Genomic DNA, 20930 nt, shown 5'->3' on the forward strand with positions numbered 1-20930 from the left:
ATCTATTAACCTAAAATCATTAAATTATGATGATTGAGACTCTAACCAACCTAGCAAATTTTTAGTATTACTAAAGTATTGTATACCCGCACTATTTAAAATTTGTTGCACATTCTGTTTACCAAAGTCCTTAGTGTTACCACTTATGAAGACTTTTCGCTCGTTGGGATGCTGAGTTGCATGATCAAGAATACTTTGTAAAATCAAGTTATCCATTAGATCATTCTTTATTAACAACGTTTCTGTTTCCAAGAAAACTTGTGAGCAAATTTGCTGAATTATATGATTCTGGAAATTTATGGTTTCAGCATTTTCCAGCAGTAAATCAATGGTTGATGATAAACGATTCTGTACATCATTTAATAATAAGGGATTTTCAATATATGCTTTTTCTAAGCTAATAAGAAATGATTTGGCATGAACTGAAGTTTTATCACGCATTGCTTCATTGATTTGTTTTTCAATTTCTGCTTGAAATTTTAATTTATTTTGCTTATCTATTCTGTATGTGTTAATAGCTTCTACATAACAAATAGCAGGTATGGCTATACGTATTAATGAAGGAGGATTACGCAGTAATTTTTCTGCGTCTAAGTCTCTTCCTTTAGCAACTGTCATTAAAAAATTAGTTTCAATGTAAAGTATCAACACCTAAGTTTTCCTGAATATAAGTATGTCCACCTTCTAATAATGGCAATAAACCAATTTTTATTAATTCATGATATCCTGGTGGTGTCTCTGAATGCCAATGATAAGATAAGTCTCTTAGCCAAGATTTAACAAGTGTTTCTAGATAAAAATCAAAGATTCTTTTTTGGCTAAATTCTGAGTCGTATGTGCTGAGTATATCATTTGTTTTCAGAGATATTGAATCTTTGATATTTTGCTCTTCAGTCAATGAGAAAATATTAATTTCTTCCAAATCAACTAACATACCGAAAGGAATATTTTTTTTGATATTCTCTAGGTATGTTGTTAATTGAAACATAGCATTTTTCTTTAAACTAGGTTCGAGTTTTTTGGATTTTATTTCAACTAATAAAACAATGTCTTCATTCTTGTTTGTAAACAAAATATCAGGTCTATATTTTTGAGGGCTATCAGAAAAATTGATAAGTTCCATATCATTAGTTTCCCTAACTAAGCATTACAACTAATCACCAGCCACCAACAAAACCACAGCATATGCACAAATACCTTCTTCTCTCCCAGTTGGTCCTAATTTTTCATTAGTGGTAGCTTTAACACCAATTTGATTTGGTTCTACTTCTAAAACTGCTGCTAATTTATCTCGCATTTTAGAAATATGGGGTTTTAATTTCGGACGTTCAGCCACAACGACAGAATCAATATTTCCTATTTTCCAACCTTGGTCACGAATGAGTTGATGGACTTGAGTTAATAATACTAAACTATCAGCCCCAGCCCATTGGGGATCTGTTGGGGGGAAATAATGACCAATATCGCCCAAAGATAAAGCGCCTAGCATCGCGTCCATAATGGCATGAGTTAGCACATCAGCATCACTGTGTCCTAACAAACCTAGTTCATGAGGAATGTGAATACCGCCTAAAATTAAATTGCGATCGCTCACCAATCTGTGAATATCGTATCCGTTACCAATTCTGATGTTCATAGTCATTAGTCATTAGTCATTGGTCATTGGTCATTGGAAATAGTCCCTTGCTACCATAAGAATATGGATTTATTGAACCGCGTTCACGAAGTGTATCGTAGGGATAGGCGCGTTCACGAAGTGTGCCGTAGGCATAGGACGCGAAGGAAGAGGGAAGAAGGAAGTAGGAAGTAGGATAATTCGTAAGGATTCAGGATACAGAATGTTTGATATAGCAGGGAAATCTTAACAGAATAGAAAAATATTCTTCTTTCTTCTCCTGACTCCTGTACGAGCGTATTGCAATACGCCCCTACTGACTCCTGAATTCTTCCCAATTTGTTAAATATTTCCTACTTCGGGGAAACGTTTGGCTAAGTCAATTCCTTTTTTGACGAATGATTCTCCTTCTTCTTCCAGTTTTTCTAGGGAATCAAAGCCGTAGCGATGGGCATCGCGTAAGGTTTTTACAGCTAATAATAAACGACCTGAAAAGACTAATGCCCAACCAAATCCTTCATGACCTAACCCCATCTCCCCATCTCCCCATCTCCCCATCTCCCCATCTCCCCATCTCCCCATCTCCCCATCTCCCCATCTCCCCATCTCCCCATCTCCCCATCTCCCCATCTCCCCATCTCCCCATCTCCCCATCTCCCCATCTCCCCATCTCCCCATCTCCCCATCTCCCTGTTCCCTTTCTTCTTGCCATTTTGAAAGCAAATCGGGACGACGGGAAGCAGTGCGTTGAATTTGTTGTTGGAAACGCCACTTAGCAATTTCCGCATGATTACCACTCAATAACACATCTGGAACTTTCCAGCCGCGAAAATCTGCTGGACGAGTATATTGGGGAAAATCCAATAACCCTTCTTCAAAACTTTCGGCTTTGAGAGATTCTACCTTCCCCACAGTTCCCGGTAGCAGACGGACTACCCCATTAATTAAAGCCATAGAAGGAATTTCTCCACCAGTGAGAATAAAATCGCCCAAAGACACCTCACGAGTGATTAAATTTAGTACCCGGTCATCCACCCCTTCATAATGACCACAAATTACAACTAATTGGTCGTAATTGGTCGCTAATTCGCGCAGCAAGGGCTGATTGATCGTTTGGCCTTGGGGACTCATCAAAATCACCTCTCGGCGCGGTAGAATCGGCAGTGACTCCACAGCCGCAAAAATCGGTTCAGGCTTCATCAGCATCCCTACACCGCCGCCATAAGGTTCATCATCTACCTTCCGATGCTTATCAGTGGTAAAATCCCTAGGATTAACCAGATGCACTTGGGCAATCTGTTTGGCTAGGGCTTTACCCAAAAGACCGGAACTCAGAACCGAGTGAAAACAGTCAGGAAAAAGCGTAACTATATCAAAACGCACAGTAATTCGTATTCAAGGACACTAATCTTAGATTGGAACATTTAACGTAAATTGCTAAATTATCCGTGTTTGGGCTGGTAATTGGTAACAAGTGAGCGGTGATCAGTATAATTTTCACCTGTTCACAGATCAATATTCCCTGTTCCCTTCAAGCCGATGAGAGGTAAAACTGGAGTTAAACTTCATCAATAGTATCTAAAAGTACCAGAAGTGTTGGTTTTTTGGTGGGATCAAAAGTTTTTCTAATTACTTAATTTATGTTTAAATATTGTCACAACTAAATTTAAATTAATAATCCCACCAAAGTTAACAACTTCCAGGATGCATCGAGCCAGCCTCAGAATGAAGAGTGTCAAGACCTACTTGCCCCAATCCAGAGGGGAAACCTAACCCCAAGCAATAAGAAAGCCAGTCTGAAGCAAGTGGATAAGTGAAAAACAAGGCGGTGGCGATGAGGAACAGCAACGGGCATGATTCGGCTGAGGTATCGTGTGCGTCAATGCAGTGTCCTCTCGAAGAATCAAAAGGCGAAAATCAACAAGCTACTAAACCTTGTTCAATTCACCTGAAGTTGTTGACAGGAGAAACACAATGCAGCAATTAAAAGCTAAATCGCTGGAAATGAGGACACCCCAAGCAACAAAAACCGCCGTTCTGGTTATCGGAGGCGCAGAAGACAAAGTTCACGGACGCGACATCCTCAGAACTTTTTTTGGTCGTGCTGGCGCTAACAAGGCGTATATTACAATTATTCCATCAGCCTCCCGCGAACCCGCTATCATCGGTGGTCGGTATATTCGCATCTTTGAAGAAATGGGTGCTGAAAAGGTGGAAATTTTAGACATTCGTGAACGGGAACAATGCGAAAATCCCCAGATTAAAGCAGCCCTCGAAGCCTGTACGGGAGTCTTCTTAACAGGAGGAGACCAATTGCGGCTCTGTGGAGTTCTGTCAGACACACCAGCAATGGAAATTATCCGACAACGGGTCAGAGCAGGACAACTAACCCTTGCAGGAACTAGTGCAGGGGCAGCTGTAATGGGACATCACATGATTGCAGGTGGGGGAAGTGGTGAAACACCGAATCGTTCCCTAGTGGATATGGCCACCGGTTTAGGATTTATTCCTGAAGTGATAGTAGATCAACACTTTCACAACCGCAATCGCATGGGAAGATTAGTAAGTGCGATCGCTGCCCATCCTGATCGCCTAGGCATTGGCATTGACGAAGATACCTGTGCTGTATTTGAACGTGACGGTTGGCTCCAAGTCGTGGGCAAAGGCAGTGTTACCATTGTTGATCCCACAGAACTCACCCATACCAACGAACCCCATGTCAGTGCCAATGAACCGTTAACAGTACATAATTTGCGGTTACATATCCTCAGTTACGGAGATCGATTCCATCTATACCAACGTACTGTATTACCCGCTGTGCATCGGATCTCCAGCTGACGGGATAGAGTATCTGAGGTTACACTGTGTTGACCGCACCTTTATTTGTTGCGGCAAAAAGAATTAGATGAATACTATCTAAAAAGAAAAAACTGTTCATGACAAACAGTTTAGCGGTCAATTCCAGTAAGAAACTAGAATTTTGGTTCCGAATCTCCATCTACCTATTCCCATGAGAATCCTCAAGATCCAGACCTTACGCGGCCCAAACTACTGGAGCATTCGACGCCACAAGCTGATCGTCATGCGCCTCGATCTAGAAAACCTTGCCGAGAAGCCCTCGAATGAAATACCTGGCTTTTATGAAGGATTAGTTGAGGCGCTGCCAAGTCTGGAAGGTCACTATTGTTCGCCAGGCTGTCGAGGTGGTTTTTTGATGCGCGTACGAGAAGGCACAATGATGGGCCATATCGTGGAACACGTAGCTCTAGAACTCCAAGAACTAGCTGGAATGCACGTAGGTTTTGGTCGCACCCGCGAAACTGCCACACCTGGAATTTTTCAGGTGGTAATTGAGTACCTGAATGAAGAAGCTGGACGCTATGCGGGACGTGCCGCAGTTCGGCTGTGCCAAAGTATTGTTGATCGAGGTCGCTATCCGAAGGCAGAACTAGAACAAGATATCCAAGACCTGAAAGACTTTTTGCGTGATGCGTCTTTAGGACCTTCTACAGAAGCCATTATCAAAGAAGCAGAAAAACGCGGCATTCCTTGGATGCCCTTAGCTGCACGCTTTCTGATTCAGTTAGGCTACGGCGTTCACCAAAAGCGGATGCAGGCCACAATGACCGATAACACAAGCATTCTGGGAGTAGAACTAGCTTGTGATAAAGAAGCCACTAAGCGCATCCTCGCTGCTAATGGTGTGCCAGTACCCAGAGGTACGGTCATCAACTTCTTGGATGATTTGGAAGAATCAATTGAGCAGGTTGGCGGTTATCCCATCGTTATTAAACCCCTAGATGGTAATCATGGGCGCGGCATCACCATTGATATCAGAACTTGGGATGAAGCTGAAGCAGCCTACGAAGCAGCTAGACAGGTTTCTCGTTCTATCATTGTCGAGCGTTATTATGTTGGGCGCGACCATCGGGTACTAGTGGTAGATGGCAAAGTAGTTGCAGTCGCTGAACGAGTACCAGCCCATGTCGTTGGTAATGGTAGATCCACTATTGCTGAACTGATTGAAGAAACCAACCTTGACCCTAATCGCGGCGAAGGTCATGATAACGTTCTCACCAAAATTGAACTAGACCGCACCAGCTACCAGCTGCTAGAAAGACAAGGCTACAATCTCAACAGCGTGCCGCCCAAGGGAACAATTTGTTCTTTACGGGCAACGGCAAATTTGAGTACAGGTGGTAGTGCTGTAGACCGCACCGACGAAATTCACCCTGAAAATCGCTGGCTGGCACAACGGGTAGTCAGAATTATCGGTTTAGATATTGCCGGACTTGATATTGTCACCTCCGATATTAGCCGTCCTCTCAGAGAATTGGATGGCGTAATTGTAGAAGTTAACGCCGCCCCTGGTTTCCGAATGCACGTTGCCCCCAGTCAAGGCATCCCCCGCAACGTTGCTGGTGCAGTGATGAATATGCTGTTCCCGAATGAACAATCTAGCCGTATTCCCATCCTCAGTATCACAGGCACTAATGGCAAAACTACTACTACTCGCCTGTTAGCACATATTTATAAGCAAACTGGCAAGGTAGTAGGTTATACGACTACAGATGGAACATATATCGGAGATTACTTAGTAGAGGCAGGAGACAATACAGGCCCCCAAAGCGCCCATGTCATTCTCCAAGACCCAACTGTGGAGGTCGCTGTATTAGAATCAGCCCGTGGTGGTATTCTTCGCTGTGGATTGGGCTTTGAATCTGCCAATGTCGGTGTCGTTCTGAATGTAGCCGCAGATCATTTAGGTATCGGCGATATAGACACTATTGATCAATTAGCTAATCTCAAAAGTGTAGTTGCCGAAGCTGTATACCCTGATGGCTATGCGGTACTTAATGCCGATGATAACCGCGTTGCCGCTATGTCAGAAAAGACTAAAGCGAATATTGCTTACTTCACCATGAACCCAAGTTCGGAACTGGTGCGAAAGCATATAGAAAAAGGAGGAGTGGCAGCAGTATATGAAAATGGCTATCTGTCAATTGTCAAAGGTGATTGGACACACCGCATAGAAAAAGCAGAAAATATACCCTTGACAATGGGTGGAAAAGCGCCATTTATGATTGCCAATGCTTTAGCAGCAAGTTTGGCAGCCTTCGTGCAGAACGTCACAATTGAGCAAATCCGTGCTGGCTTAAAGACTTTCCGCGCTTCAGTTAGTCAAACGCCTGGACGGATGAATCTGTTTAATTTGGGTAAATACCACGCTTTGGTAGATTATGCCCATAATCCCGCTAGTTACGAAGCTTTGGGATCATTTGTTCGCAATTGGACAACTGGTCAGAGAATTGGTGTAATTGGTGGCCCTGGCGATCGCCGTGACGAAGATTTTGTTACTCTGGGTAAATTAGCCGCAGATATCTTTGACTACATTATTATTAAAGAGGATGATGACACTAGAGGTCGTCTACGTGGTTCAGCATCTGATTTGATTACTCAAGGCATTACTCAAGCCAAGCCTAATTGCCGCTTTGAATCAATCCTCGATGAAACCCAAGCAATTAATAAAGCCTTAGATATGGCTCCTGATGGCAGTCTGGTGGTAATTTTGCCAGAAAGCGTTAATCGGGCAATTAAGTTAATTAAGGTGCGGGGTGTTCAGGAAGAAATACAGCCACAAAGTTCAACTACTAATATCAATGATTCCCAAAATGGGGTAGCACCTTCTTCCGTGGTTAATACCCTACTCTAATTACCAGTAGAGACGCAAATCAACTCGTCTCTACTTGTGATTGTTTTTTTCGTGTTTTAAGTTCGTCTCGTCGTCGGAATTTTTTTGATTTATCAAAAAGCTATTAAACAAAATAGTCAACTCCTCGCTAAAGTGGCTCCTAAAATCATTGAAACTGAAGCAGAATATCAATCGGTATTACCAGAAGTTGAAAGGCTTTTATTTAATAAAAATAGAACCACAGAGGAAGATGCTTTATATAATTTATTAGTGATGTTGGTAGAAAAATATGAAACCGAAAATCACCCTTTAGAACCTGCAAAACCTTTTCAAGTTTTACAACATTTGATGGAAGCAAGGGGAATTAATGAATCAGATTTATTGGATGTTTTAGGTCTTAAAGAAGGTTATCAAGAAAGATCAACTGTTGTTATTAAAGTTCTTTTTGGATAAGGTTAATGATATTTTCAACCTTGTTGGCGAGTTCAAATAAAAGAATATCACAGGGATTTCCATTTATATCAACATTATTTTTTGTATTATTATCTAGCCTTTCAAAATATTCTTCATCAATTTCTTTTCCAACGCCAATAATTATAATTTTAATAATAGAATCATTTTTTAATTTAGCACAGGTTTCTTGAATTAGCTTTTCAAAAGCATCAGTATCATCAAACTGACCATCCGTATAGATGATAAAGATAGCTTTTTGTGTTTTAGAAGTGTTATAATTCTCGAACCACTCATTCAGGCAATCCTTTAAAGTAGGTGTAATGAAAGTTGTTGAATCAGGATTATTTTCGATAAAAATATTTTCCACATGAGTTACGTCTGTAACTCTAAACTTCTCATCTTTTACTCTATTTCTACTAAATAACGATATACGGATCGAGTTAGAAATTTTTACACCATTAACTTCATAGTTAAGAATGCTATCCACGTGAGACATAACCTGCTCTTTTAGGCTGTCCCAACGCCTCATGCGTCCTTCTGTATCGCGTTTAGTCATAGAGCCGCTTTGATCTATTAAGATAAAAACATCCCTGTTACAAATTGCATCAGGTTGATAAGACATAGGTTGCTCCTCTAAAGATAGTTCGTGTAAAATCTCAAAAATATATTTAGAAGACCTCTAACTGGAATCGGTACATTTACTGGTGGAGTTATTGGTTTTTTTGGTGCTGGAGAGGGGTCAGAAATCGGCGCAGCTGTGGGTCTTGCTGCGGCTGGTCCGCTAGGTGCGGTTGCTGGCGCGCTAACTGGTGCTGCGGCTGGTGCTTTCGCAGGACATCTGCTTGGTAAAATGATGGATAAAAATTTAGTCGGTTCTTATTGTTGTCCAGAGTGCGGTCATAGATTTACCCTTTAGTAAAAGGATCTTTGTAAATAATTAAGTTACAAATCTTGTATCTTTATCATCTTGGATATCCAAGTATAAACCCTGGCTATCTTAGAAGAAGTGCGATAAATCTCAAAATTCAGAGATTTGTATTGGTTTAATAAGGGTGTGGTAGAGTATCCTCATCAATACATTGAGGGGCTTTAAGGCAATTGGGTGTAGAGTAACGTCATTTTAAAGAATTTACTTTTTCTTTACGCCCTACACCCTAGTTTCGGTAATTCACTTACATCAATTGTTACTGATTCTGAAAATTGCTAGTTTATAATTAATCTCAATACAGAATTTGAGCGATCGCCAAATTACAATTGTGGTTTTACTGTCAACTTCATGGACAAAAATTAGAACACAAGTTGATAAAATTTGTTCCGTCATCAATACAACTAAATTGAGTGATTATCAATAAATTTCTATCATCTAGCTCAATTTAGCTATTGATAAATATCTTCACAATTTTATCCTGTAAATCCTCAAATCCTGGACATCCTGATTCAGACATCCTCTGAATTATCTTCATCAGGTTTTTTCATTCCCTCTTGGAAATTCTTGAGGCTTTTTCCCAAAACTCCCCCCAACTCAGGAATTTTCTTCGGTCCAAAAATCAAAATAGCAACTATAGCAATAATCACTATTTCCGGCCATCCTAGTCCAAACATCTAACTTTCCTCTTGAGCTACTGTAATTAACTATAGAATTTATTCTGTTCTGATTGGCATATCTAACCATTCACTTAATTCATGTGCAAGCCAATCAAGTTCTGGTTCAGATATTAAATCATTTTCATTGCCGATTGTAAATTTTTTCCTTTTTCCAGCCCAAATTATAATTTGAGCTTGAATTTGTAATGAGGTTAACCCAGAATTTCTATGAGCATATTTTCTGATTCTTTGCAATAGACAAATATCTTCTTTTAGGGCTGGTTTAGAAAATTTTATTTTTGTTCCCCATAGTTCATGAATTAAGGAAATTTGATGTTGATTAATTTGCAATCGCATCCTGCCAAATAAGATAAATAGGAGTTTATATAACAATGATAATATTAATATAAAAAATATTATTTCTATCATTTTAAAAAATGGAGAAATTGTTATTAATTCTTGGCTAACTAGCGCTATACCTTGACTTATAGAAACTAAGAATACAGTACTAAAAATTGCATTAAATGAAGGTATTCTAAAGCCAATAGGCGGAATAACAATTTCTATTAATTCCTTATTTTTGGTTAGTTTAATTTTACTATCAGTTGGTTTTTTGAAAGTTAAAGCAGCATTTTTTGACAACTGGGGTTTATCTAAAGCTGTGATTGCTTCATTTACAGAACGCAACCGATTTCCTAAACTAGGTTCAGTCATTAACTTTAACCAGTTAGTAAAATTCTCACTCAAATTAGCAACTTCCTCAAATTGAATCCGAAAATCCTTTTCTGGTAAATCAGCAGGATGAGAACCAGTCACTAAATAAATTAATGTTGCCCCTAAACTATAAAGATCAGAAGCGGGAACAGTTCTACCTCCAAATTGTTCCTGTGGCATATAACCATAAGTCCCCACAATAGTTCTTGTTCCTGTCCTTTCTGTTGCTAAAACTGTTTGCACTGAGCCAAAATCTATCAGATAAACTTGACCGACTGTATTACCTGTTCTGTCTCCCAATAAAATATTACTAGGCTTAAGATCACGGTGAATTACAGGTGGATTCAGACTATGTAAATAAATGAGAATCTGGAGTACAGATTTAGCAATTTGTTTAACTTCTGATTCTGTGAATTTTCTACCACTTTCTAAATATTGCTCTAAGGTTTTGGCAGGAATATAAGTTTGGATGAGAGCAAAACCTTTAAATGTAGTTGAATTAATTTCAAAATAGTCTAAATAGCGGGGTATACAAGGATGAGATAAAGATTTTAAGGTTTCAGCTTCTCGTTCAAATAACTTCAGATCATCCCATTGAAAATCACTACTAAAAGAAAGCAACTTAACAATTACTAATTCTTCACTTTTTAAGTCCTTTGCTAACAGCGTGCTTCGTCCGGCTTTTTTGCCTAACTGCTTTTGAACTTCATAACGATTTGCTAAGATATTGCCCATAAATTTATGAGTTTACACCCTGGTTATTGTGCTAAATCAATCATGGCTTAGATAAGGGGCTATCGCCAAGTAGGTTAGTTAACAAATTTGGAATGCATTAGTCTAACTGGTGATTTCTATACCTAGCCAATCACTTAATTCATTAGCTAACCATTCTAATTCTGCTTCAGATTGAATAGTCACATTATTAACACCCAACTCAAATTTTTCCACTCCTGCCCAAATTACCAATTTTGCAGGTACTTGAGTTTTATCACCATCTGAGTCTTTAGTAAAATATTTCGGCGTGTAAATCAATTTGTTAATACTTTCTCTAAAAGCTGAACGACGACGGGGGATTTTCCATTTCCCCAACTGATGATTAAGAGAAATTTGTTGGTAATCTATACTAATTTTTAAACTACCAAATAAGCCATACAAGATACCGTAGATCATCGAAAAACCTACGCCCCAAAAAGGTAGAGAGAACAAAGCAAAAGGTATATTTCCAGGAAAAGGTGCAGAAGAAAGAGCGCCAATAGTCCAAATTAAGATAAATGAATTCCAAAATGTGGCAAAAAAACCTATAAATATCATCGACGATTGAAAGCCGACAGGAGGAATTATAATTTCTAAAGAATCTTCATTTTTGGTGAGTCGAATTTTACTCCCTGCTGGTTTACCAACAGTTAAAGCTTTGATTTCAGTATATTCTGGCTGTTCTAATGCTGTAAGTGCTTCAGTTGCAGTAGAAAACCGCTTTTCTAAACTTGGTTCTGTGATTCGCTGCAACCAGTTAGCGAAACTGGTACTAATATTAGCAACTTGTTCAAATTGGATGCGAAAATTCTTTTGGGGTAAATCTGCTGGGTTAGTACCCGTCACCAAATAAATCAGAGTTGCGCCTAAACTATAAAGGTCAGAAGCTCTCACAGTACGCCCCCCAAATTGCTCCTGAGGCATATAGCCATAGGTTCCTACTACGGTTCTAGTTCCACCCTCAGCGGCTAAAACAGTTTGGACTGAGCCAAAATCTACTAAATACACTTGACCGACACTATGACCAGATCGCTCTCCTAACAAAATATTGCTAGGCTTAATATCACGGTGGATAACTGGTGGATTTAATTGATGTAAATATATGAGAATCTCTAAAACTGATGAAGCAATTTCTTTGACTTCAATTTCTGTAAATGTCCTACCAGCTTGTAAATATTGTTCTAGGGTTTGGGCTGGGATATAAGTTTGGATGAGGGCAAATCCTTTATATGTAGGGGAATTCACCTCAAAATAATCTAAGTAGCGAGGAATACAGGGATGTGATAAAGATTTTAAGGTTTCGGCTTCCCGCTCAAAAAGCTTGAGATCATCCCATTCAAAATCACTACTAAAAGCCAGTAACTTGACAATTACCAAGTCACCAGTTACCAAGTCACGCGCTAATAAAGTTCGTCGTCCTGACTTTTTGCCTAACTGCTGTTGAACTTCGTAGCGATTTGCCAATATTTCCCTATTGATCATGATTACTTATAGGGCTATGTAGTTAAACTTTCTGTAGTTTATTACTGAATCCAAGAAGTTTGGTCAGTATCTTTATTCAACGATACCACATCTAAATTGTAGACAGCCTGTAGCCAGGATGCTTACCAAAACTAGGTTTTCCATTTTAAATTTTTAACTTTTAATGTTTAATTGCTTATGCCTTCCCAACTTTGGCCTTATATTACTCCCGGTATTCCTGATGAATTATTTGAAAATTTACCAGGTATTCCCCTCAGTCCGCGAGAATTAAGATTGTTGTTAATTTCCCAACTGCGACTACAACCAGATTCAGTGTTGTGGGATATTGGTGCGGGTACAGGTACAATTCCTGTAGAAGTGGGGTTGCTTTGTCCACAGGGACGGGTAATTGCTGTGGAAAGAGATGAGGAAGTGGCTAATTTAATTAAACGCAACTGCGATCGCTTTGATGTCAAAAATGTGGAAGTAATAGAAGGTAGCGCCCCAGAGTGTTTGCACGATATTAAAGTTCCCCCTCACCGCATCTGTATTGAAGGAGGACGCACTATTCAGGAAATTTTACAAGTGGTATGGCGTTATTTGCCCCCATCCGGCCGAGTTGTAGCTACTGCTGCTAATCTAGAAAGTCTGTATGCTATTTCCCAAAGCTTTTCTCAGTTAAGAGCTAGAAATATCGAAGTTGTGCAGTCAGCAGTTAACCGTTTAGAGACACGCGGTATTTCTCAAACCTTTGTAGCGGCTGATCCCATTTTTATTCTCAGTGGTGAGAAACTAGATTAAAAAATTGAAAATTGAAAATTGAAAATTGAAAATTGAAAATTATACTTTGGACGTATGTAGACAAGGAACAGATGCCTAAAAGTCAGAATTTATCCGATCTTCCTTGCCTTTGGGCTTTTTTGCGCTGCTTCTCTTAAATTTGAGTCGGTAGTTTTTGGTTGAGGATTGCAGCCAAAATCTTCAATAAAGTGTTAAACCTTCAAATTGAATCCTATTGACTGTAAGTAGAGTAACGTAAATAATTAAAGGTTTTTAGTCAGGTCTTTAGACCTGAAATTCGGGCTAAAGCCCTAACTACAGAGCCAATTTCAGAATTTGTTACCTTACTTAACATAGTTCTATTTATTTTCGCATTTTTTATTTTTTATTGCTTATGCCTTGGCCTCGAATTATTAGTGGAGTTATTGCGATCGCTATGGCGCTGTCATCAACCTTGTTAGGAGGTTGGTACTTTACAATAGCGATCGCTATTGTTGTCTATTTAGGTCAACAGGAATATTTTAATTTGGTGCGAGCCAGAGGTATCGCTCCGGCGGCAAAAACTACCATGTTTGTTAGTCAAGTTTTATTAGTCATTTGTACTCTTGATAGTAGTTTAGCTGATGCGGTGATGCCCATAGCTGGCACACTTATTTGTTTTTATCTGCTGTTTCAACCCCAATTAGCGACAATTGCAGATATTTCCGCCTCGATTATGGGGCTATTTTATGTAGGTTACTTGCCAAGTTACTGGGTGCGGTTGCGGGATATCGATAGCGCAACTATCAGCAATCTCCCCTTAGGCGGATACTGGCCTACCAACTGGAATGATGTATTAGCACAGGGAAATTTTGCCTCTTTACCACAGGGTTTAACGGCTACAGTCCTAACTTTCTTGTGTATTTGGGCAGCAGATATCGGCGCTTACATTATTGGTAAGTTTTTCGGTAAAACCCCCTTGTCTGACATCAGCCCTAAGAAAACAGTAGAAGGCGCAGTTTTTGGCATTACCGCCAGTGTAACAGTGGGTATCGGCGGAGCCTACGTTCTGGATTTACCGCACTCCTTGCTGACAGGTTCTGCACTGGGTTTACTCATCGGTATTGCTAGTCTCTTGGGTGATTTAACCGAATCTCTGCTTAAACGTGATGCGGGAGTCAAAGATTCAGGAAAATTGATCCCCGGACATGGAGGGATTTTAGACCGTACTGATAGTTATATTTTTACGGCTCCCTTGGTTTATTATTTCGTCACACTACTGTTACCGTAAATCAGTGAACAGTAAAAAAATTGACCGAAGAAGACGCGGAGATGGGGAGATGGGGAGATGGGGAGATGGGGAGATGGGGAGATGGGGAGATGGGGAGATGGGGAGATGGGGAGATGGGGAGATGGGGAGATGGGGAGATGGGGAGATGGGGAGATGGGGAGATGGGGAGATGGGGAGATGGGGAGATGGGGAGATGGGGAGATGGGGAGATGGGGAGATGGGGAGATGGGGAGATGGGGAGATGGGGAGATGGGGAGATGGGGAGATGGGGAGATGGGGAGATGGGGAGATGGGGAGATGGGGAGATGGGGAGATGGGGAGATGGGGAGATGGGGAGATGGGGAGATGGGGAGATGGGGAGATGGGGAGATGGGGAGATGGGGAGATGGGGAGATGGGGAGATGGGGAGATGGGGAGATGGCAGTCAACTCTTTCCCCATGTCCCCGCGTCCCCGCGTCCCTGCGTCCCCGCGTCCCTCTTTCCCCGCGTCCCCATGTCCCCGTGTCTTCTTCAATTAAGGGTTGACGTTAATTCGCCCACGACATACTAGTTGGCTGGGAACCACAGTTACTTCTTGAATATCAACATCTGAACCCAGGTAAAAATTGTATCCAGAATTACTTTCTAAGAGTATTTCTTGATTATGCTCGATTTTTATCTCTGTTAATTGTAATTCTTGCCCGTTGAGTAGCTCTAGACCCACACACATCTCCAACAACATGGGTTTAGTCTCAACTTCTAAAAGACCAGTTATTATTAAGCGCTGATTGTCAAGGGTGATTTTCTGCCAAGAAATAGGCTTGGATTTTTGGCACTGTTCTGGTAATAGTTTAACCAGTAGATCATTTAAAGTCGTCGATAATAATTCAGATGAGAGAGAGTCATTAAGATCTTCTTGCGCTACAGTCAGTTCAGCTACTACTGGTACTATTTCTAATAGTCGCAGCGGCTGTCCTTTTAGTACTGAGCCAATGTTTATCTGTATATTTTCTGCAACAAGTTGAATATGCGTAACATGAATACCTTGATAAATTGCATCAGCAGCGAAAATAGAAACCGAAGGGATGTTCCCAGAAAGAATTTGGCGATCGCTTGCGCTAATTTCTACCTCTAGCTGCGATACTTGACTCAATTGGGTTTTGAGCCATAGCTTAATCGCTGTTGTTAAAACTTGTGAGATGATGCGGATTTTTTTGCCATTTGTTACCGAGGAACTAGGATTTCTCATTTAACAACTCTATCGGGTATTTTTGCTCAAAAATTGAGAAAACTTAAACAATTCTTAAATGTAACACTTATGGCTATTAACAACAAAATGCAAATATTAGAGTTTGAGTATTAAAGGAAGAAGTAATCGTCACATGGAGGCACGGGTACAAAAAATTATTGCTCAATGGGGTATAGCCTCACGTCGTGAAGCTGAAGAGATGATCAAGCAGTCACGAGTGCATATCAATGGAATCTTGGCACATTTAGGACAAAAAGTCGATCCCCATGTAGATATTATTGCCATTGATGGTAAACTTGTCTCCCAAAAGCAGCGTCCAGCTTTAATTTATCTATTGCTTCATAAACCAGCTGGAGTGGTTTCCACTTGCTATGACCCCCAGGGAAGACCTACCGTCCTGGATTTATTACCAAAAGAATTACGAGATGGTTTAGGGATTCACCCTGTGGGTCGTTTAGATGCAGAATCTACAGGAGCATTAATTCTCACCAATGATGGAGACTTGACATTTGGCCTCACACATCCTAGTCATAGTATCTCTAAAACCTATCGTGTTTTAGTCAGAGGACATCCCCCAGAAGCAGTGTTGGAGAGGTGGAGACAAGGTGTAGTCCTAGAAGGAAGAAAAACACGACCTGCCCAGATACGTTTTATAGAACGTCTTCCTGATCAAAGCGATCTAGAAATTATTTTACAGGAGGGAAGAAACCGCCAGATTCGCCGCATAGCTCAACATTTAGGATATCCAGTCATCCAATTACAACGTACTGCTATAGGTTCAATTCAATTACAAAAGCCAAGAGCGCCATCTCTGGAAGCAGGTAACTACCGTTATCTCACACCAGAGGAGATTATTTTTTTAAAACAGCAGTTAAAGCACATACCTATTTAAAGATTCGACAGAGTTAAGGAGTGTAGAAAAATTATGAAATGGCTAAGAAGGAAGGAAGAAAAGCTTATTAAACCGTCTATGGAGGAAAAACAAGCCGAAAAATTACGACAATTAGGCGCTCAACTTGCCTTATTGCGTCAAGAAAAGGGTTTATCTCTAGACGAATTGGTACTATTGACTAAAATTCCTCGGCGACTATTGCAGTCCATTGAAATAGGTAATCTAACCGATTTACCAGAACCCATTTATGTTCAAGGTTTAATTAGGCAATTTGCTGATGCATTAGGCATTAAGGGCGCGGAATTTGCTAGTACTTTTCCCATTGGTTCCCAAACAGTAAATTTACAAATCACTTGGAAACCTAAAGCCATGAATCAATTGCGTCCTGTTCATCTTTACTTACTTTACATTGTCCTGATTATCTGTTCAGTGAAGGGTCTGTCTCAGTTATTAAATAATCAAGCTCTGCAAGCAAAAAATAACCAACTAGAGATCAACTCCCAAGCGGAATCAGGTTTAACTTCAGAACAGATCCAATCAAAAGAGTTACAGCAAATTCAACCTGTTAGCGATACTTTCAGTTCTAGTCCAGATATTCAAACAGTAGAAATTGGTGTCACATTGAAGTCCTCATCTTGGATTCGTGTCATCGCTGATGGTAAAACCGAGTTTGAGGGAGTTCTACCGGAAGGATCTCACCGCAATTGGAAAGCTACTCAGCAACTTACAGTTAAAACTGATAATGCTGGTGGTGTACTCATGAGTGTCAATCATCAAGAAGCTAGGGAAATGGGTAAACCTGGAAAAACCGGAGAAGTCAGGATTGCTGCTAAAGTCAAGTCCTGAAGAGTCTTGAGCAAAAAGGAAGGAGAGAAAAAAGAGGAACAATCTATAATTAGCGCATAAATTCGTTTCTCGCCCCTACCTTAAGGTAGGGATTTATCTCCTCTGCGAGAAAATCCCTTTGCCTTTTAATGCACTAATGGGTATGGCGTTTTGATTGTTAAAAGTTGATGAATCTTGATACTCCCTGTTCAGAACCCATTGATCAGGAATTACTGGGAGCGCGTCCGTAAAGTTTGGTAAGATTTTTCAAGCGATCGCACAATTCCCCACTCAAAACCCCACCTTGATAGCGCCAATCCCAATTACCCTCAGCCGTACTCGGATAATTCATTCGCGCTTGATTTCCCAATCCTAAAACATCCTGTAAAGGAATAATCGCTTGATTGGCAATGGAACTCAAAGCTAATCTAATCAAATCCCAGTGTATGCCGTCAGGACTGATAGAACCCAAATAAAGCAACAAATTTTGCTTTTCGTAATCATTCGCACTATTAAACCAGCCTACAGTGGTGTCATTGTCGTGAGTGCCAGTATAAACTACAGCATTACGTGGATAATTAAAGGGTAAAAACGGATTACCAGGATCAGAACCAAAAGCAAATTGCAACACCTTCATACCGGGAAATTCAAATTGATCCCGCAGGGCTTCCACTGGTGGCGTAATAATCCCCAAATCTTCCGCCAAAATTGGTAATTTACCCAATTTCTGTTTAATAACTTCAAAAAAAGCTACCCCTGGTGCTTCAATCCATTCACCATTAATAGCTGTTTCTTCCCCTTGGGGTACAGCCCAATAAGCCTCAAATCCTCGGAAGTGATCAATGCGAATTATATCTACATAATCCAGCATTGCTTCAAAGCGTTGTACCCACCACTTAAAGTCTTGTTTTTGCAACTCTTCCCATTTATAGACCGGGTTGCCCCACAATTGACCAGTAGCGCTAAAGTAATCGGGTGGGACACCTGCCATTAAAGCCGCTTTGCCGGTTTCTTCATCTAGAGCAAAAATCCCTGGATTTGCCCACACATCAGCGCTATCATGAGCTACATAAATGGGAATATCACCAATAATATCTATGCCATTCTCGTTAGCATAACTTTTGAGTTCTGACCACTGACGGAAAAACTCGTATTGGATAAACTTGTAATAAAAAATTTCCTGTTCTAGCTTTTGTGTGATCTGGGCTAATGCTGCGGGTTCACGTTTCGCTAGTTCTGGTTCCCAAGTATTCCAGCTTTCCCCATTGTTGGCATCTTTGAGCGCCATAAACAAGGCGTAATTATCTAGCCAATAGCCTTTGGTGCGACAAAAATCAGTAAATGCTTTCTTTTGGATAGCTGTTGCGTGATTTTTAAAATTATTGCAAGCTTTGATGAGCAAATTTACCTTAATGGGTATAACTTGCTCAAAATTTACCTTATCTGCCGGAAAATTTGGTAAATTAGTAAAATCATTTTCAGCTAATAACCCTTCATCTACCAGCTTTTCTGGACTAATTAAAAAGTAATTTCCCGCCATTGCTGAGTAGCACATATAAGGAGAATTACCATAACCAGTCGGTCCAAGTGGTAAAACTTGCCAATATTGCTGGTAACTATTTTTGAGAAAATCAATAAACCGATAAGCTTCTAAACCTAAATCCCCAATACCAAAACGACTGGGGAAAGAACTAGGATGCAGCAAAATACCGCTGGATCTGGGAAAAGGCATAATTAACCTAAAATATAACAGGATGCGATTCCATGTCTAGGAAACGCTACAGGAACGAATTTATCATGCTATGTCGTAGGGAGATGGGGTTAAGTTACAGAATTGATACAAAATCTAAAATCTATCTAAGAGGATGTTTGAAAAGTTTTGGGCGAATATAATTCGCTACTACACAAACGAAGTCCACCTGCGTGGACTAACCAAAAAACAGGTGTTTCAAACCCACGGAGGTGGGTTTTGTCTGTGTAGCCGCGACTTCTAGTCGCCAGGGTTAGTATGGATTGAGACTTTTCAAACACCCTCTAAAATCTAAAATTGTATGACTTACAGAAATCCTGCACCAACCGTTGATATTATTATCGAATTAATTGATAGACCGCATCGACCGATTATATTAATTGAGCGCCATAATGAGCCTTTGGGTTGGGCGTTACCCGGTGGTTTCGTTGATTATGGGGAAGCTGTGGAAGTGGCTGCACGACGGGAAGCAAAAGAAGAAATAGGGCTACAGGTGGAGTTGGTAGAGCAGTTTTTGGTATATTCTGACCCCAGTCGTGATCCCCGTCAGCATACAATTAGTATTGTGTTTTTGGCTACAGCAACGGGTGAGCCTTTAGCGGGTGATGATGCTAAGGGTGTGGGAATTTTTGAGCCTTGGTGTGTTCCTGGAAATTTGTGTTTTGATCATGACCGGATTTTGCGCGATTATTGGCAATATCGGCATTATGGGATTCGTCCGAGGTTGGGGTAAAGGATTTTGGATTGTTCCTAATTAAGACTCAAATGGGATAGATTCATCAAAAATCTTTAATTCTGCCAATAATTCCTGACTGTCTTTCTACAGATTAATTTTGCCATCACGATAGATTTTGGCGATAAATGGAGCAGGATGTTTGCGGACAAATTCTTGCATTGGAACTATTGCTTTCAGAAAGATTTCGCTCATATCTTTCCCTGATAGGTTTTGTGAAGCTAACACAAACATTTTTATTTGAGCGCGTGCTACAGCAATTCTTTCTATTTGATTTTTGCTGATTCGGTCATCTTTAGTTAAAACAACCCAGCCTTTTTCACCTACTTGTGGCAACCAATCTACATCTAAAGCACCTTTATCAAAGTGATCATCATGAATTTCTACAATAATACCTGCTGTGCGAAGTGTTTCTGCAATAGATTTTTTACCTAAGCATCTATCTATGAAAAACGTAATTGATTGGGATTGGCTCATGCAGCAGCAGGTAACTCACAACGAATAGCTTCTTGAATTATTGCAGGATCACAGTCGTAATCATCTGCCAGATCCTCGATTGAATCACCAGCTTTCAATCTTTCTGCCAAAATACTCGTAGTAATTCCTGTATCAGCAATCACAAGACGACCAAAAGCAATGCGGGGATCAATAACAACAATACGAGGGTTATCTTCTTCGTGAGAACGAGTGAACGGATAAAATTTGATTGCTAAACCAGTATCATCAGGTTCAATGCGTTCAAGATGAGCATTTAAAGCTTCTTTCATGTCTGTTTGTCCAGCTTTAGATGCGTTAATTAGAGAACCGTATCTTTCAATAAATAAGTCAACACCATCAGTTCGGAATTTTTCACGCGCTAAGGGGTGTGGTACTTGAAACTGCTCATCAATGTAATCGAGAGCTTTTCTGACGTTATCTAGTTGAATTTTATGATGTTTCCGAATTGCTCTGAGAATATGAATTTCTACTAAATTAGTAAATGAAAGCAATTTTGGTTTTAATTCTTGAGTGAGAATAAGTGGTTTAAAAAAATTCAACCCGTTTGCAGTAGGATAATTTCTACCTTTTACCCAAGAGCTAATTGTTCCTGCTGGGATACGGAGATACTTAGCAGCATCTCTAATGGAGTAGGAAGGAATATCTCTCGGATCAGTTTTTCCATAAAGTTCCATTATTTTA

22 protein-coding genes and 2 pseudogenes are annotated in these 20930 nt (G+C 40.2%); 10 read left to right on the forward strand and 14 right to left on the reverse strand.

Annotation, left to right across the window (positions count from 1 at the left end; translation table 11 throughout):
• Nucleotides 1-24 precede the first annotated feature (24 nt).
• The 5 genes and pseudogenes from A9Y75_RS03750 to trmD form a co-directional block, all read right to left on the reverse strand.
• Complete coding sequence (locus tag A9Y75_RS03750) at nt 25-618, reverse strand: PIN domain-containing protein (RefSeq protein ID WP_071188814.1); 594 nt, start codon at nt 616-618, stop codon at nt 25-27.
• 13 nt (nt 619-631) lie between these two features.
• Complete coding sequence (locus A9Y75_RS03755) at nt 632-1123, reverse strand: type I restriction enzyme HsdR N-terminal domain-containing protein (protein WP_071188216.1); 492 nt, start codon at nt 1121-1123, stop codon at nt 632-634.
• Nucleotides 1124-1153: 30 nt separating this feature from the next.
• The gene (gene ispF, locus A9Y75_RS03760) at nt 1154-1642 is read right to left on the reverse strand and encodes a 2-C-methyl-D-erythritol 2,4-cyclodiphosphate synthase (protein WP_071188217.1); all 489 of its coding nucleotides are present in this window, start codon (nt 1640-1642) and stop codon (nt 1154-1156) included.
• A 315-nt stretch (nt 1643-1957) separates the two neighbouring features.
• Nucleotides 1958-2143, reverse strand: a pseudogene (locus tag A9Y75_RS28960) (DUF269 domain-containing protein); the annotation flags it as partial.
• Between the two features lie 159 nt (nt 2144-2302).
• Nucleotides 2303-2998 (reverse strand): annotated as a pseudogene (trmD, locus tag A9Y75_RS03765) (tRNA (guanosine(37)-N1)-methyltransferase TrmD); the annotation flags it as partial.
• Between the two features lie 591 nt (nt 2999-3589).
• On the opposite strand from trmD, the gene A9Y75_RS03770 reads away from it, so the two are divergent.
• The 3 genes from A9Y75_RS03770 to A9Y75_RS03780 all read left to right on the forward strand — a co-directional run bounded on the left by A9Y75_RS03770 (nt 3590) and on the right by A9Y75_RS03780 (nt 7760).
• Complete coding sequence (locus tag A9Y75_RS03770) at nt 3590-4453, forward strand: cyanophycinase (RefSeq protein WP_016950702.1); 864 nt, start codon at nt 3590-3592, stop codon at nt 4451-4453.
• Nucleotides 4454-4625: 172 nt separating this feature from the next.
• The gene (gene cphA / locus A9Y75_RS03775) at nt 4626-7328 is read left to right on the forward strand and encodes a cyanophycin synthetase (protein WP_071188218.1); all 2703 of its coding nucleotides are present in this window, start codon (nt 4626-4628) and stop codon (nt 7326-7328) included.
• 84 nt (nt 7329-7412) lie between these two features.
• Nucleotides 7413-7760 (forward strand): hypothetical protein, encoded by a 348-nt coding sequence (locus A9Y75_RS03780; RefSeq protein WP_071188219.1) that lies wholly within the window; start codon nt 7413-7415, stop codon nt 7758-7760.
• Here the strand turns inward: A9Y75_RS03780 and A9Y75_RS03785 are convergent.
• Nucleotides 7741-8382 (reverse strand): VWA domain-containing protein, encoded by a 642-nt coding sequence (locus A9Y75_RS03785; RefSeq protein ID WP_071188220.1) that lies wholly within the window; start codon nt 8380-8382, stop codon nt 7741-7743. The genes A9Y75_RS03780 and A9Y75_RS03785 overlap by 20 nt on opposite strands.
• 90 nt (nt 8383-8472) lie before the next feature.
• Here A9Y75_RS03785 and A9Y75_RS28210 point away from each other — a divergent pair, with 90 nt between their 5' ends.
• The gene (locus tag A9Y75_RS28210; RefSeq protein ID WP_269086274.1) at nt 8473-8676 is read left to right on the forward strand and encodes a glycine zipper domain-containing protein; all 204 of its coding nucleotides are present in this window, start codon (nt 8473-8475) and stop codon (nt 8674-8676) included.
• Between the two features lie 261 nt (nt 8677-8937).
• Here the strand turns inward: A9Y75_RS28210 and A9Y75_RS28215 are convergent, their stop codons facing one another.
• The 4 genes from A9Y75_RS28215 to A9Y75_RS03800 all read right to left on the reverse strand — a co-directional run bounded on the left by A9Y75_RS28215 (nt 8938) and on the right by A9Y75_RS03800 (nt 12293).
• Nucleotides 8938-9081, reverse strand: a complete 144-nt coding sequence (locus A9Y75_RS28215; protein WP_177176094.1) for a hypothetical protein — start codon at nt 9079-9081, stop codon at nt 8938-8940.
• Between the two features lie 116 nt (nt 9082-9197).
• Nucleotides 9198-9362, reverse strand: a complete 165-nt coding sequence (gene tatA / locus A9Y75_RS03790) for a twin-arginine translocase TatA/TatE family subunit (RefSeq protein WP_071188221.1) — start codon at nt 9360-9362, stop codon at nt 9198-9200.
• A 39-nt stretch (nt 9363-9401) separates the two neighbouring features.
• Nucleotides 9402-10793 carry a serine/threonine-protein kinase gene (locus tag A9Y75_RS03795; protein ID WP_071188222.1) on the reverse strand — a complete coding sequence of 464 codons (1392 nt, stop codon included), beginning with the start codon at nt 10791-10793 and terminating at the stop codon, nt 9402-9404.
• 102 nt (nt 10794-10895) lie between these two features.
• On the reverse strand, nt 10896-12293 hold the full coding sequence (locus A9Y75_RS03800; RefSeq protein WP_071188223.1) for a serine/threonine-protein kinase: 1398 nt from the start codon (nt 12291-12293) through the stop codon (nt 10896-10898).
• A 177-nt stretch (nt 12294-12470) separates the two neighbouring features.
• Between A9Y75_RS03800 and cbiT the strand changes: the two genes are divergently transcribed.
• The 3 genes from cbiT (at nt 12471) to A9Y75_RS26115 (ending at nt 14873) form a co-directional block, all read left to right on the forward strand.
• Nucleotides 12471-13073, forward strand: coding sequence for a precorrin-6Y C5,15-methyltransferase subunit CbiT (cbiT, locus tag A9Y75_RS03805; protein ID WP_071188224.1), 603 nt, complete (start codon nt 12471-12473; stop codon nt 13071-13073).
• 373 nt (nt 13074-13446) lie between these two features.
• Nucleotides 13447-14322 (forward strand): phosphatidate cytidylyltransferase, encoded by an 876-nt coding sequence (locus A9Y75_RS03810; protein WP_071188225.1) that lies wholly within the window; start codon nt 13447-13449, stop codon nt 14320-14322.
• Nucleotides 14323-14342: 20 nt separating this feature from the next.
• Nucleotides 14343-14873 (forward strand): hypothetical protein, encoded by a 531-nt coding sequence (locus tag A9Y75_RS26115; protein WP_177176095.1) that lies wholly within the window; start codon nt 14343-14345, stop codon nt 14871-14873.
• Here A9Y75_RS26115 and A9Y75_RS03820 read toward each other — a convergent pair.
• Nucleotides 14838-15551: a DUF2993 domain-containing protein gene (locus A9Y75_RS03820; RefSeq protein ID WP_071188226.1), complete on the reverse strand. Its 714-nt coding sequence runs from the start codon at nt 15549-15551 to the stop codon at nt 14838-14840. The two genes, A9Y75_RS26115 and A9Y75_RS03820, sit on opposite strands and share 36 nt — an antisense overlap.
• A gap of 103 nt (nt 15552-15654) precedes the next feature.
• On the opposite strand from A9Y75_RS03820, the gene A9Y75_RS03825 reads away from it, so the two are divergent.
• The gene (locus tag A9Y75_RS03825) at nt 15655-16443 is read left to right on the forward strand and encodes a pseudouridine synthase (RefSeq protein ID WP_236721320.1); all 789 of its coding nucleotides are present in this window, start codon (nt 15655-15657) and stop codon (nt 16441-16443) included.
• A 33-nt stretch (nt 16444-16476) separates the two neighbouring features.
• Nucleotides 16477-17289, forward strand: coding sequence for a RodZ domain-containing protein (locus A9Y75_RS03830; protein WP_071188228.1), 813 nt, complete (start codon nt 16477-16479; stop codon nt 17287-17289).
• 202 nt (nt 17290-17491) lie between these two features.
• Here A9Y75_RS03830 and malQ read toward each other — a convergent pair whose 3' ends face one another.
• Nucleotides 17492-19000: a 4-alpha-glucanotransferase gene (gene malQ, locus A9Y75_RS03835; protein ID WP_071188229.1), complete on the reverse strand. Its 1509-nt coding sequence runs from the start codon at nt 18998-19000 to the stop codon at nt 17492-17494.
• A 319-nt stretch (nt 19001-19319) separates the two neighbouring features.
• Here malQ and A9Y75_RS03840 point away from each other — a divergent pair, with 319 nt between their 5' ends.
• Complete coding sequence (locus tag A9Y75_RS03840; protein ID WP_071188230.1) at nt 19320-19751, forward strand: NUDIX hydrolase; 432 nt, start codon at nt 19320-19322, stop codon at nt 19749-19751.
• An 87-nt stretch (nt 19752-19838) separates the two neighbouring features.
• Here the strand turns inward: A9Y75_RS03840 and A9Y75_RS03845 are convergent, their stop codons facing one another.
• Nucleotides 19839-20228, reverse strand: a complete 390-nt coding sequence (locus A9Y75_RS03845) for a hypothetical protein (RefSeq protein ID WP_071188231.1) — start codon at nt 20226-20228, stop codon at nt 19839-19841.
• Nucleotides 20225-20923, reverse strand: a complete 699-nt coding sequence (locus A9Y75_RS03850; protein WP_236721321.1) for a DUF433 domain-containing protein — start codon at nt 20921-20923, stop codon at nt 20225-20227. The genes A9Y75_RS03845 and A9Y75_RS03850 overlap by 4 nt, the downstream gene beginning before the upstream one ends.
• Between the last annotated feature and the right edge of the window lie 7 nt (nt 20924-20930).

It is taken from the genome of Trichormus sp. NMC-1, from assembly GCF_001858025.1.
Lineage (GTDB): Bacteria > Cyanobacteriota > Cyanobacteriia > Cyanobacteriales > Nostocaceae > Anabaena.

Excerpts from the sequence above, each read along its gene's own strand:
- A9Y75_RS03795 (WP_071188222.1), bottom strand. The coding sequence starts at position 10,793 with ATGGGCAATATCTTAGCAAATCGTTATGAAGTTCAAAAGCAGTTAGGC.
- A9Y75_RS03770 (WP_016950702.1), top strand. The coding sequence starts at position 3,590 with ATGCAGCAATTAAAAGCTAAATCGCTGGAAATGAGGACACCCCAAGCA.
- A9Y75_RS03830 (WP_071188228.1), top strand. The coding sequence starts at position 16,477 with ATGAAATGGCTAAGAAGGAAGGAAGAAAAGCTTATTAAACCGTCTATG.
- cphA (WP_071188218.1), top strand. The coding sequence starts at position 4,626 with ATGAGAATCCTCAAGATCCAGACCTTACGCGGCCCAAACTACTGGAGC.
- tatA (WP_071188221.1), bottom strand. The coding sequence starts at position 9,362 with ATGTTTGGACTAGGATGGCCGGAAATAGTGATTATTGCTATAGTTGCT.
- A9Y75_RS03810 (WP_071188225.1), top strand. The coding sequence starts at position 13,447 with ATGCCTTGGCCTCGAATTATTAGTGGAGTTATTGCGATCGCTATGGCG.
- A9Y75_RS03850 (WP_236721321.1), bottom strand. The coding sequence starts at position 20,923 with ATGGAACTTTATGGAAAAACTGATCCGAGAGATATTCCTTCCTACTCC.
- A9Y75_RS03820 (WP_071188226.1), bottom strand. The coding sequence starts at position 15,551 with ATGAGAAATCCTAGTTCCTCGGTAACAAATGGCAAAAAAATCCGCATC.
- cbiT (WP_071188224.1), top strand. The coding sequence starts at position 12,471 with ATGCCTTCCCAACTTTGGCCTTATATTACTCCCGGTATTCCTGATGAA.
- A9Y75_RS03800 (WP_071188223.1), bottom strand. The coding sequence starts at position 12,293 with ATGATCAATAGGGAAATATTGGCAAATCGCTACGAAGTTCAACAGCAG.
- A9Y75_RS03785 (WP_071188220.1), bottom strand. The coding sequence starts at position 8,382 with ATGTCTTATCAACCTGATGCAATTTGTAACAGGGATGTTTTTATCTTA.
- ispF (WP_071188217.1), bottom strand. The coding sequence starts at position 1,642 with ATGACTATGAACATCAGAATTGGTAACGGATACGATATTCACAGATTG.
- A9Y75_RS03750 (WP_071188814.1), bottom strand. The coding sequence starts at position 618 with ATGACAGTTGCTAAAGGAAGAGACTTAGACGCAGAAAAATTACTGCGT.
- malQ (WP_071188229.1), bottom strand. The coding sequence starts at position 19,000 with ATGCCTTTTCCCAGATCCAGCGGTATTTTGCTGCATCCTAGTTCTTTC.
- A9Y75_RS03840 (WP_071188230.1), top strand. The coding sequence starts at position 19,320 with ATGACTTACAGAAATCCTGCACCAACCGTTGATATTATTATCGAATTA.
- A9Y75_RS28215 (WP_177176094.1), bottom strand. The coding sequence starts at position 9,081 with ATGACGGAACAAATTTTATCAACTTGTGTTCTAATTTTTGTCCATGAA.
- A9Y75_RS03755 (WP_071188216.1), bottom strand. The coding sequence starts at position 1,123 with ATGGAACTTATCAATTTTTCTGATAGCCCTCAAAAATATAGACCTGAT.
- A9Y75_RS03845 (WP_071188231.1), bottom strand. The coding sequence starts at position 20,228 with ATGAGCCAATCCCAATCAATTACGTTTTTCATAGATAGATGCTTAGGT.